Source organism: Chryseobacterium sp. OSA05B, assembly GCF_019970065.1.
Taxonomy (GTDB): Bacteria; Bacteroidota; Bacteroidia; order Flavobacteriales; family Weeksellaceae; genus Chryseobacterium.
In genome coordinates this window covers 628405-641948 of the sequence record NZ_JAHXYH010000001.1, presented here as the reverse complement: position 1 = coordinate 641948, position 13544 = coordinate 628405, and the positions used below count along the sequence as shown (strand labels likewise).

Sequence of the window (13544 nt, the reverse complement as noted above, 5' to 3'; positions counted from 1 at the left end):
TACCTCTATTCAAAATGCAGGGTCTATCCCTAATGTCAGAATTACTATCCCCAAATTCTCACACCTGTATATTTTCCCGGTTTCTGTACTCAGAAGGGGAGATGGAAGTGTGTTTTTTGAAAAAGCGACCGAAAGCGGATGCCGAATTAAACTGAAGTTCAAAAGCAATTTCTGAGATCATCAGGTCAGGACTGCCCAGCATCATATAAGCTTCCTTCAGGAGCGCTTCGTCAATGACCTGGTGAGGTGTTCTGCCGCTTGACTTTTTAATGACCTCGATAAGGTATTTACTGGAAACGAAAAGCTGGTCGGCATAGAACTGAACCGTCCGGTCCTTTCTTATATTTTCCCGGATCAGTTGACTGAACTTGAGAAAAATATCTTTTTTGCTTTCCTCCTTATCAGCAAGGCTGTCATGTTCCGTTTCCATAATGTCAGCGGTTTCCAAGAGCAGATTAAAAATAATGGTGCGGACAATGTCTTCGGTAAATTTTCCCTGTTTTCTGGATTTTTTCTTCAGATAGTCTAAGAGATTCTGCAGCAGTGCCGAGTTTTTCTCATTCGTCTTGACAAGGCTGTAGGACCCGTTCGGAAACAGATTCATCTTTTCAATGATAAAAGGATCGGAAATATTTTTGATCAGGAAGTTTTTGTCAAAAAAGAGCAGTTTCATTTTAAAATCTCTGCTGGTCTCCAGAAACCTGACGATGGTAGAAGGGGCAGCAACAAGAAAGGAGTGGGCATCCACCTGGTATTTGTGATTATCAATTTCAATGTTTATATCTCCGGCCGTACAGATGCATAAGGCATAATAATCCATACGGAACGGCATCTCAGGAAAATCGAAAATAGGATTTCCGGAAGAGATGTAATAAGACTGCCGGCAGTCAATACTGTAAAACGATAGCGTATCATGTAAATTCTCGTAAGTTATCATTTGTGTGTATTGATTAGGTTGAAATTTTACTTATGATTTTATAATTTTAAGTTTAAAAATCCCATTGTTACTGCAATTTACGAAAATTATAAAATCTGATCGTACGTTAGGAGTGGAATATTTATTGATTTTATCCCAAAGTGGTATATTCTTGCCTCTATTGAGGTGATTGATAAAAAAAGTACCTTTTAAAGGGCTTTCCGGACCAATTTGCTTAAATTTGCAGCTTACTCGATTGTCTCCCCAAAAAATAATATTGTGAAATTAATTAGCGTATATACGAGTTCTTTCAAAGGACTCTCAGAAGAGAGCTGGATGTTGGCGCTGGTCATGCTCATCAATCGTGCAGGTTCTATGGTACTTCCTTTTTTAGGAGTGTACATGACGGGTCATCTCCATTTCAGTATAGAAAATTCAGGAATTATTCTGAGTTTTTTCGGAATAGGTTCCGTATTGGGCTCATGGCTTGGAGGTTTGATTACGGATAAAATCGGAGAATACCGTGTGCAAAGCCTGAGTTTACTGCTGAGTGTACCTCTGTTCTGTCTGATTCCGCTTTTTAAAACAGAAGTGGGGCTGGCTGCTATTATTCTGATTCAGAGTATTGTCAGCGAAACTTTCCGTCCCGCGAACTCTGTGGCGATCACTAAATATGCTAAACCCGAAAATATCACCAGAGCTTTCTCGCTTAACCGTATGGCTGTCAACCTTGGGTTTTCTATAGGTCCAGCACTGGGTGGAATATTATCTGCCATTTCTTATGAATTTTTATTTTTCAGTAATGCCCTTGCCGCATTGCTGGCTGGTTTGATGTACATCAGATTCTTTGGAAAAAGAAATAAGCTTGCCTCATTGAAACCGAAAAAAGTAAAAGAAGCCATTGCTGTAAAAAAAGAGAACTCCCCGTACCGCGATGGAAAATTCCTGCTTTACAGTTTCTTCTGTATGCTGTTTTCTATCTGTTTTTTCCAGTTATTCAGCACACTGACTATTTTCTATAAAGATACGGCACATTTAAGCCAACAAAATATTGGGTATATCCTTGGTTATAGCGGTTTCCTAATTGTTTTGCTTGAAATGGGTTTTGTACAGATCGCGGAAAAGTATTTCAGTCTGGCCTTTACGCTACTCATAGGAACTGTATTGTGCGGTATTTCCTATGCAATGCTTGCATTTGACTATTCCATCCTTACTCTTATTGTTTCCATGACGCTGCTGTGTATCGGTGAAATCTGGACTCTGCCGTTTATGTCTACGATAACCGCTTTACGTTCCGGTGAAAACAACAAAGGGGCATACATGGGAATGAACGGGATATCCGTAGCTTTAGCCTTTATCATTACACCTTATGTAGGGACTATGACTGCAGATAAGCTAGGGTTCAATACGCTATGGATAGGAACCGGTGTACTAGCGATAGGCATTGCACTTGGGTTTTATTTTGTAATCCCGTGGATGCTGAAGAAGAGAGTGGGAGAGTCTTAGGGTTGGAGAGTTTAGAGTGTCTTTTATACAGGAGAATATGCGCAAACATCAGTGAAAATCTGTGGGAAAAAGTATCAACAACAAATCACATAAGTTCTCAAAAAATCAAAGATTTTTATTCAAACATTGAATATACCAGAAGGGGCGCAAGGGTTACTGTATAGTGTTGAGCCGTATATCTTTCGATTAACGAATTTTGTATAGTATAACAAGAACATCTGATATCTGATGTCTGAAATCTGGCATCTAAATCTTGTTTCTAGGCTCTCGGTTCTTTTTTTAAAATAACATTCCCCACAATCATCTCCGCATGAATACGCGAGTTCTCAATAAACCAAAGATGCGTATCCTTTCCTCCACAAACAACGCCTGCCAGATATAAATTCGGGACATTGGTCTCCATCGTTTCCGGATGATAGAGTGGATTCAGACAATCACCTTGCAGTTCTATTCCTGAGTTTTTGAGAAAATCAAAATCAGGGAGATATCCGGTCAGTGCCAAAACAAAATCATTGTCAATTTCATTGGTTTGCCCGTTTTTATCTTTAAAAATGACGGTTTTTTCTGTGATTTCTTTTATTTCTGAATTAAAATATGCTTTGATACTTCCTTCGGCAATCCTGTTTTCGATATCCGGTTTTACCCAATATTTGACACTTTGTGAAATTTCAGAGTGTCGGATGATCATCGTTACATCGGCTCCTTTTCTATATGTTTCTAGGGCTGCATCTACTGCAGAATTACTTGATCCCACCACAACGACTTTCTGCTTTGCATAAGGATAAGGTTCTGTATAATAATGCTTCACTTTTGAAAGGTCTTCTCCGGGAATATTCATCAGATTCGGAATGTCATAAAATCCTGTGGAAATAACAACGTTCTTTGCTTTGTAAACTGCTTTTGACGTTTCAATATCAAAAATATTCCCGCTTTTGGAAACTTTCAGAACTCTTTCATACAGATTGATATTGACCTCCCTCTGTCTTGCAATCCCCTGATAATATTCCAATGCTTCCTGACGTCCGGGTTTGGGCGCTGTAGAAATGAAAGGAATGCCATCTATCTCCAGTTTTTCAGCCGTAGAGAAAAAACGCATGTATAAAGGGTAATTGTATAAGGAATTGACGATGGTTCCTTTTTCTATGATCAGATGGGTTAAATTATTTTTCTGGGCTTCAAGGGCACAATTAAGACCGATGGGGCCGCCTCCGATGATGAGGATGTCTAAAATTTCCATAGAACAAATTTACTTAAAACCACGATATGAAGCGAAAAATAGACAACAGAACTTATCTATGAATACGATTGTATTGGCACCAGTTTTGGTGTTTCTTCAGCATTAAAAAATTGAAAAGATGAAGAACCTTATTATTCCAATATTCGTATTAGCACTATTGACGGGCTGTAAGAAAACCCCGGAAAAGCCTGTTCCCAACGTGGTAGATTCTATGGCTCTGGCTAAGGAAAAGAATATTGAAAACACGGCACAGAAGAAGAAAACAGATGAAGCAGCTGTAAAAGCAACTAATGATTTAATTCTGCAGGCTTTGAAAAATAAAGATTATAAAACCTTCACATCATTCATTCATCCTGAAAAAGGAATCAGTTTTTCAATGTATGGATTTGTAAATCCTAAGGAAGACCAACATTTTTCTAAAGAAGATTTCGAAAAGTTTCAGCCGACAAAGACTTTATTTACCTGGGGTGCTCAGGACGGTTCAGGAGATCCTTACAAAGCCAGCATCAATGATTATCTGACGAAATGGGTCTTCTCCAAAGATTTCACAGGATCACAATATTCATTAAACAAATTTCAGGCTGGCGGAAATTCACTTAATAATTTAAAGGAAATATATCCCGGCAAAGACTTCACCGAAAACTATATAAAAGGTACTGAAAAGAATGGTGAAATGGATTGGAAAACCATCCGTTTTGTTTTTGAAGAATTTCAGGGTAAACAATATCTGGTGGCTGTTGTGAATGACCAGTGGACAATTTAGTGAATTCATTATCATTAAATAACGCAAGATTATAATAAGAATGCTTCGACTACGCTCAGCATGACATCTCTAATATATAACGTAAAGTTTACTAAGTGTCATGCTGAGCGTAGTCGAAGCATCTATTATATTTTGTTCTTGTTTTGTTCCAAATTAACCTAAAATCTCAACAAGTTTTTTAGTCAGATTTCTTCTTGAGAACTGCTCTATATTCTGAGTGTTTTCAAGCAGATCTCCTTTTTTCCAAAGCTCATATTTCTCAAGGATGAAATCTTTAACCGCTTTAAAATCTTCGTAGCTGAAGTGTTTTCCTGAGGCAGTTTCTTCAAGTATCCTCGACACATCTGCTTCATTAGGACCGAAAGAGATAATCTGTTTTCCGGTCGCCAGATATTCAAATATTTTCCCGGGAATAATTCCTTTCGAAGATTGATTTGGGAAGTTGGTGATCAGTAACAGGTTGGAGCTCGCCATTTCTTCCACAGCTTTGTCATGGGAAATATAACCCAAATTCAGGATGTGGTTTTTCAGGCTTGAATTTTCTATTGACTGAAGAATTTTATCATCAACCCTTCCCGCAAATTTCAATGTAAAATGGTCTGCAAAGTCTTTATTTTCCTTGACTAATTCATCAAGAACTTTCCACAGATTTTCAGGATTTCTTAACTGCTCGAGAACTCCGATATAGCTTAATGTAAAAGAATCACTATTTTGTCTGTTTGCTGTTTCGATGTGTGGAGCAGAAGCATCACTTTCATCAAACCCATTCGTGATACAAACGGCATTGGCTCCCGCTTTTCTGAAATTTTCAGCATCGGTATAGCTTGTAGCCAGAGTGATATCAGCAGTTTTAAAAACAGCACTTTCAAGCTGGCGGTGTTTGTTGTCGGAACTTTTGGTGAGCTTTAAATGTTTGTAATAGGAAATCTCTGTCCACGGATCACGGAAGTCGGCAATCCATTTCAGATCCGTAAACTTCTTTTTCAGTCCGAGACCAATCATATGAAGAGAGTGGGGCGGCCCGGAAGTCACGATCACATCTATTTTATTTTCTTTTAAATACTGTTCTAAGAATTTAACGGACGGCTTTACCCAAAAAACTCTGGCATCCGGAATGAAGAAATTTCCTCTCACCCAGATCGAAAGCTTAGATTTCCAGCTTTGGTTTTTGCCGACATCAAACTGTCCGGCTTTGAACTTTTTATTGCTTTTATTCAGCTTTTCAGCCAGCTGATAAGGTTCCCAGATTTTGGTTTTTACAATCTCTATATTTTGCGGAACGTCTTTTAAAAGACTTTCATCGAGTAGGGGATAACTTGGATTTTCGGGCGTGTAGATCACCGGGCTCCAGCCGGATTCGGGCAGATATTTTGCAAACTTCAGCCATCTTTGAACACCAGGACCTCCCGCAGGAGGCCAGTAATAGGTGATAATCAGTATTTTTTTTTGTTCCATTAACCTTGAACAATAACTTTTAAACGTTAAACAGTTTTCTCAACGAGCTGTTCTTTTTTCTTATTCTTATTCGTCCAGAAGATCCCGAATGCACTCAGTGCGATAAACAGTCCGAAGCATAGCAGCGACAGCCATTTACCTTTTTCAATCACTTCCGGTTCAAAGACCATTCTGATGTTGTGAGTTCCTGCAGGAACATGTACCGCACGCAAAAGATAATCTGCCTTGATATAAGGAACTTCCTTTTCGTCGACAAACATTTTCCATCCGTGAGGATAATAGATCTCAGAGAATACAGCTAACTGCGGGGTTTTCGATTGAGATTTGAATTCCAGTTCGTTCGGCTGATATTTCGTTAAATTGATAAATGCCGTTGAATCTGTCTGCACTGTTTTCCCTGTGAAATAGGCTTTATCTTCTGCTGCCATCACAGCTGTTTTCTTACTGTCGATGACCCCGATAGACTTGATTTCTTCGTCAGGGGTGTTCACGAACTTAAGGTCGCTTACAAACCATGCATTTCCGTTGGCTTTAGCATTCGGCATGGCCTGAGGCTTGTCCGGACCGCCCATTACCCAGTATTTTGCATTAAGAAGATTAAGGATATTGGGTACTTTCACAGAGTCCATCACCTGGAAATATTCATTGATCACGTCATCATATCTTCTCAGTTTTACGGCATGATAGCCTCCGATTGAAGATTTGAAATAAGACGTATTCGTCTCGCTGAATGTTCCTAAAATATTATTGAAAACTCTGTAGTGTGTTTTGTCTTTTTCGGCAATGGTTTCAAGCGTTTTATTAACGTTCACATTCGCCACGATAGATTCTAAATTCGGATTTCCCTGAACTTTTTCCGCCAGAAGATCTGAACTTTCCGTCTGGAAAGGATTTTCAGCAAATACTTTGTCTACATAATTTTCATCATTCAGATAACGTTTGTTTACCGTCCAAAGATCGAATAAACTCACGGCTCCGATGATGATCAAAGCGATATTCTGGCTCAGTTTCTTCTTCATGGTCATGAAAAGAACTGCGGCTGTTATAGCTACATAGAGTAATGCTTTTATCGCATCAATTCTGAATAATTTAAATCGCTCTTCAGATAGATAATCCAAAAGGAAAGGCGGGAAATAGGTCTTCTCACCGTCTGTATAAAAGCCAAGCAGTGATTTTCCAAAAAGAAGAAGAATCAGAAGAAACCCTAAAGTTCCTCCGCTTACATACATAAGGATTTTCTTTTTGTATTCCTCCGTTAATTTTTCATCGGTAAAGAACCTGTAGATCCCGATAATAGCGATCAGCGGGAATAATAATTCCACAACGACCAGAATAGAAGATGGTGCTCTGAATTTGCTGTAAAAAGGAACGTAGTCGATAAAGAAGTCAGACAGCGGCATAAAGTTGCTTCCCCACGCCAATAGAACAGTCAGAATGGATGCTCCGAGGATCCAGTAACGGTACTTTTTCCATGCAAAGAAGAATCCTAATAAAGCAAGGAAACATACCACGGCTCCCTGATAGGCGGGGCCTGAAGTTCCTGGCTGGTCTCCCCAATAGGTCACCCCGTTGAATCCTTTTGAGATCCTGTCCATTTCAGCCTGTGAGCCTACATTTTCCTGAATAATTTCCTGAACTTTATTCATCATTTCTTTAGCTTCAGGTTCCTGGCTTCCGCCACCCATCAACCTTGGAATGAAAAGATTCAGTGTTTCCAGTTTTCCGTAGCTCCACATCAGAATACTGGTTTTATCCAGTCCTGTTTCTCCTGAAGTATGGCTGTCATTGGTAAGGATCTGCTTTCCACGTACTGTTTCTTTGATGTACTCGGAATTGGCCATAATCCTTTGAGAGTTCATCCCGACCCCAATCGCGCATGAAGCAGCAATAATTCCTGATGAAATCAGAAAATGCTTCATCGGAATTTTTTTCTGAATCGCTCTTACCAGCTCAGAAAGGAATAAAAATCCTAAGGCCAGGAAGAGATAATACGTCATCTGAGGGTGATTGGCTGCAATCTGAAGCCCCATAAACAGGGTAGTTGCAATGAATCCCCAGATATATTGTTTCCGGATATAGACTAATATAATTCCGGCCAGAAGCGGTGCGAAATACTCTATAGTATTTACTTTACCGTTGTGTCCTGCCGCTATAATGATATAAAAATAGGTGGATAAGCCAAAGAAAGTGGCGCCCAGTAAAGCGTACTTCCAGTTTCTGACGGCTACCATTCCAAGGAAGAAAAATCCTGCAAAAAGGAGGAAAAGATAATTGACCGGTCTTGGCAGGAAGTTCAGGTTGCTGTCGATCTTTTTGATGATGTCACCTTTGAACTGGCTTCCCATCTGATAGGTGGGCATTCCGCCAAACATGGAATCACTCCAGTAGGTTTCGTTTCCGGTATCGGCTCTGTAGTCGAGGAGTTCTTTTGCGCCTCCTCTGTACTGTACGATATCATGTTGAAAAAGCTGTTTTCCTGAAAAAACAGGGGTGGAGTATAAAAATGCTAAAACTATAAATACAACGAGTGAAATTGCAATATAAATTAAGTTTTTATTTTTAGCCATGCTGGTTATTATCTTTTATTTCTTGGAATATTTACCTTTTATCTTTACTTTCTTTTACCTCTTCATAGTCAACTGTTTCTGCATCCCAGTTGAGGTTCTGTTTATTCTTATTCGAGTTGTTGAGATCCTGCTGCTGTTTGTTATCCCTATTGTTATTAAACCTATAACTGTAAAAAGATTTATAGAACACCCTTCTCAGGATATTCCAGACAAAGAAAATAACAATGGCTGAGAGTACTAACTCAAGAATGTACTTCATAATTTCTAATTTAAATTCAAGTATATGGTTTAAAGCTTAAAGTTTAAAATTCAAGGGTATAAAATAATCCTGAAAGCGATTACCAACGATAACAACTTCCTCTCAAACTCCAATACCCTTTCAATCTTAAATCTTCAGACTTTAAAACGTCTTTAATTCAATTATTTTGCAGAAGGATTGATCATCACAGAAGATTTTGAGATGCTTTTCATAGACTGTGACTGTTTTCCATCTGAAATAGTCTCGGTCTGTGTCGTTTTTACATCAATATTCTGGTTGGCGATCCATCCTGTGCTTTGGTCAAACTTAATCACACCGTTCTGAGCAAGCTCGCTGCTAAGACTGTGCGTGATAGGTCCCTGCGTTTTCTTTTCTGTTTTCTTAGGAATTCCTCCTGTCACAGAAATTTCTGCAGTTCCGTTTCCTACACTTTTTAATGTATAATTTGAAGTTACCTTCATGGTTCCGCTTGCATCTGCATTTTCAGTAGTCGTCCACTTTTCTCCGATTTTAGCTCCCTTTTTAGGGATAATCGTTAAGTTTTTAGAAAGCTGCTCTTTCAATACTTTTTCGTTGAAAGTTTCCTTAAGACTGGCTACAACGCTTGCCTTTTGGTTAGCATCTTTTACAAGAGTTCCTACCGCATTGGTCACTTTGGTATAAACTGCATCAAAACCTGTAATAGAGATCACATTTCCTTTCGTGTCCATTTTCATGTTAAGCTTGTTACCTGTAAGCGCTCTGTTGATATTCCAGATCATTTTAAGGTCATCTTCTTTAGGAATAGCCTGCTTGGTATCTACGATGATGGTTTTACCCTGCGCACTTTGTGAATTTCTTTTAGCCACAAGATTAAGTGTCATGTCATATACATTTCCCTTGATATCGTTTACCGTGAAATTCATTTCGTCAGTAGACTCACTTGTTGCTGTGATTGATTTTCCCTGAGGATCTTCCATCGTTTTTACGTCTCTCTGGTAAGTGGTAAGAGGATAAGTCTTTCCTTTTTCCAGTTTGAATGTCTGAGTGAAAACTCCTGCAGAATCTTTGATCGCTGGGTTTTCCGCCACTTTAGCTACAGAATCGGCAGGAACTTCTACCGTAACTGTTTTTCCTGTTTTAGGATCTACTTTAGTGATGGTTGCCGTTTCTTTTTTACAAGATACAAGAGCTATAGATGAGATAAGCATGAATGCTGCTACGTTTTTCATTTGAAATTTTTTAAGTTTAAATTTTACTGATATTTCCGTTCTGTGTATCAATAACGATACCATAAACGCTATCATAAAACACTTCTGTCCCTACTGATTATACACTTGGAGCCGCTACGATTTTCTGTCTTACCGCTTCATACAAAATCGCTCCGCATGCTACAGATACGTTCAGTGACTGTGTTTTTCCTTCGATCGGAAGTTTTATTTTTTCGTCTGAATGGTGCATCACTTCCTTAGAAATTCCTGTTTCTTCATTTCCCATTACAATCGCGCAAGGCTCTGTGAAATTCACATCATAGATCAGCTTCTGAGCCTTTTCAGTTGCTGCAAATACTGAAATACCGCTCTGCTGAAGGAAATCTACCGCATGGGCAAGATTCGGTTCCTTACAGATTTTGATATTGTAAAGTGCTCCTGCAGACGTTTTGATGGCATCTGAATTGATAGGCGCTCCTCCTTTTTCAGGAATAATAATGGCATCTACGCCAACACATTCTGCTGTTCTGCAAATTGCCCCGAAGTTTCTCACATCTGTAAGTCTGTCAAGGATTAAAAGGAAAGGCGTTTTTCCTTCCTCAAACAATTGCGGAACAATATTTTCCACTCTGTGAAACGGAACATCTGAAATAAAAGCAACTACACCCTGGTGATTTTTTCTTGTAAAACGGTTCAGTTTTTCAATGGGAACATAGTTGGGACGGATTTTATGTTGGGCTAAAATAGTCTTTAGCTCGGCATAAATAGGACCCTGAAGTGCATTCTGCACAAAGATCTTATCAATTGTTTTTCCCGCTTCAATAGCTTCTATTACAGGACGAAGTCCGAAAATGAAATCGTCTTTTTTGTTTTCGTTTGTCAAAATTTATTTTTTCTGTTGTTAAACTTAGTCAAGGCAGGGAGGTTCTTCTACTGTTTTGTATCTGCTTTCAAAGCCAGAATCTGTAGTCGTGATCTCCGTTGTTTTTCTTTCCTCATTATAAACACCCCATACTGCCTGGTTGTTATCCTTTATATCCAATGTATAATTTACATTTTCCTGACCTTTTTCTGCAGTTTCATCATGCAGTTCAAAAAGGTATGTACTTCCTTTTTTTGTAATATTTTTGATCTCAAAATAATAAGCATCCTGTCCAATGATATGCTCCAGCGTATATTTTCCCTTGTGGCTCAAAATGATCTTTTGATTTTGATAATCACATGGAATGTAGATGATGTATTCCGAGTCTTTTTTGGTAAGCATGGTCCATTCTTTTGGAACAGATTTGAAAATGTCTTTCCAATTTTCAGGGGCTTTTATTTCCGGCTGATGAACCTCTGAAACAGTATCGGCTGATGGCCTGGTAGGGCTGTCAGCAGACTGCGTTTTTACCGTCTCATTCTTAGGGGAACAATTCACCATACTGAAGATGAGTAATCCAAAAAGGAGAAACCGTAAAAGGAAAATTTTCATCATCAAAACATTAATATTTTTCGCCCAATATTGCTCTTTTCTGTGCCATGATATAACCATAATGCAGGCTTTCATGCATGTTGTTAAAGATAATGGCATCCTGGATGCTTTTCAGATCCATTCCGAAACTTGTGGTGTACGGAGTATAGTCTGAAAAGAAATCACTGTCATAATCTTTCATCAAAATCTTTGAAGTTTCAGTGAGTAAAAACTCAAGGTCTTCCACTTCGGATTTTTGTACATTCAGGTTCGGAAGAGTGCCTTTTTTATAGGTTTCGATCCAATATTTATCAATTCTGAATGGATTTCCGCTCAGATAATAATGCAGCAGCTGCTGGGTAGCAACGGTATGGGCAATATTCCAGTACATATTGTTGTTGAAACCATCAGGAATCAACAGAAGATCTTCGTGTGAAGTGTTCTGTAAGATGCCTAAAAGGTTCTTTCTCACCTGTCTGTGTGCTTGAAAATGATAATTCATTTTACAAAATTTTTTAATCACCAAAAATAGTCTAATAAACTGGAAGTGACAATTTTTTGGTTAAAGGATTAAATTAAATGTTCTTAAATCGTGAAAAAAGAGGTGAATGTGAGGTGTGAGGTGCGGGTTTCGAGTTTGAGGGTTTGAGGGTGTGAGAGTTTTTGGCTTTTAGAGTTAAGTTTAAGTCTGAAACTGTTTGTTGGCTGCTTCGAACCACGATCCACGCATCCCACATCTCGAAACAAAAAAACTCCCCTGAAAAATTTTCAAAGGAGTTGTATGTTTTTAAATTTATAAGATCTGATTATGTATATCTATTTTTTGATAATCTTGTGCTTGAATGTTATTCCGTCCTTTAAAATAATGTTCAGCAAATAGACTCCTGCAGGATAGGTTGAAATATCTATTTTGTTTTCTCCGCGGGTTTCGGCTAATTTTTTTCCTTCAACACTGAAAACACTTATCGAAGCTACATCCGACTTGGATCTTATATTCACAAAATCCGAAGTAGGGTTGGGGTAGATGCTTACATCCACCGTCTTGATATCTTTTACATCCAGTACTGCACTGCTTTTGCCCTGCATATAGACAGATAAATATACGTCACCCTGCTGTTGATTGAAAACAGCTGTCGGAATGGTATGTTTTAAAGTATGATTTCCAGCGGTTATGGTAGGCATAGTAAATCCTCTGATAGGAACTGAGTTGCCAGGACACCAGTTATTCCATGAAGTCCATTCTGCAAATGATTTCGGAGTTGCTCCATAGATTCCGTTGCCTTGTGTATTGTATACTCTGAACGGTTCACAGGAAATTCCACCGGGAGTATAGGTGAGCATTTGCACATCATCTATATACGTATAATTCTGTCTTCTTACGTACTCTTCACCACCAGCGTTAGCACCATGAGGGGTAGATATCACGTAAAATTGGGCATTGGTAACAGCGCTGGGAAGATTGAAATTAACAATTCGGACGGTTTCACCGGGAACATCTGTGCTGTTATAGTTATTTAATGTCTTATAGGTTAATATAGGTACAATAGAATTCTGATCAGTAATGGTGGCCCCTGTATCCGTTGAGAAGAACGTAAGATTTCCTGAGAAAACATCAATTCTTCCGGCACATCCGGCAACCTGTGTCTGAGCTGCGTAAGGAACACCGAAAACATCCAGTTCCATATACATATCATAGGTGGTACGCAATGCAGCATCATGAAATACATTGTACATATTACTTAGATCATAGGTATAAGGAACCTCATTAGGAGTCCGGTTTTTACTCATAAACGGGGTAATGTACCTGCCAACTTCGATTCTTTTCACATTTGCATCATTCATCGTATAGGTAGGCTGGTTTTTCGGAACCATGGCTAAATAAACACTTCCCAGACGGTCATAATTGTCACAAAGAGCACCTATGCTCACCCTCATGGCAATTTTTGCTTTAAAAGAATTGAGTTCAGCATCTGTAAGTTTCCTTGCATATCTGGTGTTTCCCAGCCTGATAAGACCCGCAGGTACCGGATCCGATACCGTTGCAGCGTAACCGTCATAATAAACGGCATCTGAAATCAGATTCATACGGCTGGTCTGTGATTGAAAAAGGCTCGCGACAAAAAGGCTCGCAAAAAATAGCTTTTTATACATATGATTGGCATTTGATACAAATATATTAAAATATCTATTTAAAGTTG

At 38.8% G+C, this 13544-nt stretch carries 12 protein-coding genes; 2 read left to right on the top strand and 10 right to left on the bottom strand.

The features are described 5' to 3' along the window. Window positions 1-58 precede the first annotated feature (58 nt). Window positions 59-937, bottom strand: coding sequence for an AraC family transcriptional regulator (locus LC419_RS02840; RefSeq protein WP_223605926.1), 879 nt, complete (start codon window positions 935-937; stop codon window positions 59-61). 315 nt (window positions 938-1252) lie between these two features. Here LC419_RS02840 and LC419_RS02835 point away from each other — a divergent pair, with 315 nt between their 5' ends. Next, window positions 1253-2422 carry an MFS transporter gene (locus tag LC419_RS02835; RefSeq protein WP_223606729.1) on the top strand — a complete coding sequence of 390 codons (1170 nt, stop codon included), beginning with the start codon at window positions 1253-1255 and terminating at the stop codon, window positions 2420-2422. Between the two features lie 259 nt (window positions 2423-2681). On the opposite strand, the gene LC419_RS02830 is transcribed toward LC419_RS02835, so the two are convergent. Further along, window positions 2682-3659 carry a YpdA family putative bacillithiol disulfide reductase gene (locus tag LC419_RS02830; RefSeq protein WP_223605925.1) on the bottom strand — a complete coding sequence of 326 codons (978 nt, stop codon included), beginning with the start codon at window positions 3657-3659 and terminating at the stop codon, window positions 2682-2684. 118 nt (window positions 3660-3777) lie between these two features. Here LC419_RS02830 and LC419_RS02825 point away from each other — a divergent pair, with 118 nt between their 5' ends. Further along, window positions 3778-4422 carry a hypothetical protein gene (locus LC419_RS02825; RefSeq protein ID WP_223605924.1) on the top strand — a complete coding sequence of 215 codons (645 nt, stop codon included), beginning with the start codon at window positions 3778-3780 and terminating at the stop codon, window positions 4420-4422. Window positions 4423-4575: 153 nt separating this feature from the next. Here LC419_RS02825 and LC419_RS02820 read toward each other — a convergent pair whose 3' ends face one another. From LC419_RS02820 to LC419_RS02785, 8 genes are all read right to left on the bottom strand, one after another. After that, window positions 4576-5877 (bottom strand): glycosyl transferase family 1, encoded by a 1302-nt coding sequence (locus LC419_RS02820; RefSeq protein WP_223605923.1) that lies wholly within the window; start codon window positions 5875-5877, stop codon window positions 4576-4578. Window positions 5878-5903: 26 nt separating this feature from the next. Continuing rightward, window positions 5904-8444 (bottom strand): YfhO family protein, encoded by a 2541-nt coding sequence (locus LC419_RS02815; protein ID WP_223605922.1) that lies wholly within the window; start codon window positions 8442-8444, stop codon window positions 5904-5906. 31 nt (window positions 8445-8475) lie between these two features. Continuing rightward, entirely contained in the window at window positions 8476-8703 is a 228-nt protein-coding gene (locus tag LC419_RS02810) for a hypothetical protein (RefSeq protein ID WP_034729133.1), read from the bottom strand. A gap of 161 nt (window positions 8704-8864) precedes the next feature. After that, a complete protein-coding gene (locus tag LC419_RS02805) occupies window positions 8865-9914 on the bottom strand; it encodes a DUF6263 family protein (RefSeq protein WP_223605921.1) in 1050 nt (349 codons plus the stop codon). Between the two features lie 97 nt (window positions 9915-10011). Further along, entirely contained in the window at window positions 10012-10779 is a 768-nt protein-coding gene (rlmB, locus tag LC419_RS02800) for a 23S rRNA (guanosine(2251)-2'-O)-methyltransferase RlmB (protein WP_223606728.1), read from the bottom strand. A gap of 21 nt (window positions 10780-10800) precedes the next feature. Beyond that, complete coding sequence (locus LC419_RS02795) at window positions 10801-11370, bottom strand: hypothetical protein (RefSeq protein WP_223605920.1); 570 nt, start codon at window positions 11368-11370, stop codon at window positions 10801-10803. A gap of 7 nt (window positions 11371-11377) precedes the next feature. Continuing rightward, window positions 11378-11848, bottom strand: coding sequence for a DinB family protein (locus tag LC419_RS02790; protein WP_034728833.1), 471 nt, complete (start codon window positions 11846-11848; stop codon window positions 11378-11380). A gap of 314 nt (window positions 11849-12162) precedes the next feature. After that, window positions 12163-13497, bottom strand: coding sequence for a peptide-N-glycosidase F-related protein (locus LC419_RS02785; protein ID WP_223605919.1), 1335 nt, complete (start codon window positions 13495-13497; stop codon window positions 12163-12165). Between the last annotated feature and the right edge of the window lie 47 nt (window positions 13498-13544).

What these genes read in the sequence shown, in the direction of transcription:
- LC419_RS02840 (WP_223605926.1), bottom strand. Translation starts at nt 937, where the DNA reads ATGATAACTTACGAGAATTTACATGATACGCTATCGTTTTACAGTATT.
- LC419_RS02835 (WP_223606729.1), top strand. Translation starts at nt 1,253, where the DNA reads ATGTTGGCGCTGGTCATGCTCATCAATCGTGCAGGTTCTATGGTACTT.
- LC419_RS02830 (WP_223605925.1), bottom strand. Translation starts at nt 3,659, where the DNA reads ATGGAAATTTTAGACATCCTCATCATCGGAGGCGGCCCCATCGGTCTT.
- LC419_RS02825 (WP_223605924.1), top strand. Translation starts at nt 3,778, where the DNA reads ATGAAGAACCTTATTATTCCAATATTCGTATTAGCACTATTGACGGGC.
- LC419_RS02820 (WP_223605923.1), bottom strand. Translation starts at nt 5,877, where the DNA reads ATGGAACAAAAAAAAATACTGATTATCACCTATTACTGGCCTCCTGCG.
- LC419_RS02815 (WP_223605922.1), bottom strand. Translation starts at nt 8,444, where the DNA reads ATGGCTAAAAATAAAAACTTAATTTATATTGCAATTTCACTCGTTGTA.
- LC419_RS02810 (WP_034729133.1), bottom strand. Translation starts at nt 8,703, where the DNA reads ATGAAGTACATTCTTGAGTTAGTACTCTCAGCCATTGTTATTTTCTTT.
- LC419_RS02805 (WP_223605921.1), bottom strand. Translation starts at nt 9,914, where the DNA reads ATGAAAAACGTAGCAGCATTCATGCTTATCTCATCTATAGCTCTTGTA.
- LC419_RS02795 (WP_223605920.1), bottom strand. Translation starts at nt 11,370, where the DNA reads ATGATGAAAATTTTCCTTTTACGGTTTCTCCTTTTTGGATTACTCATC.
- LC419_RS02790 (WP_034728833.1), bottom strand. Translation starts at nt 11,848, where the DNA reads ATGAATTATCATTTTCAAGCACACAGACAGGTGAGAAAGAACCTTTTA.
- LC419_RS02785 (WP_223605919.1), bottom strand. Translation starts at nt 13,497, where the DNA reads ATGTATAAAAAGCTATTTTTTGCGAGCCTTTTTGTCGCGAGCCTTTTT.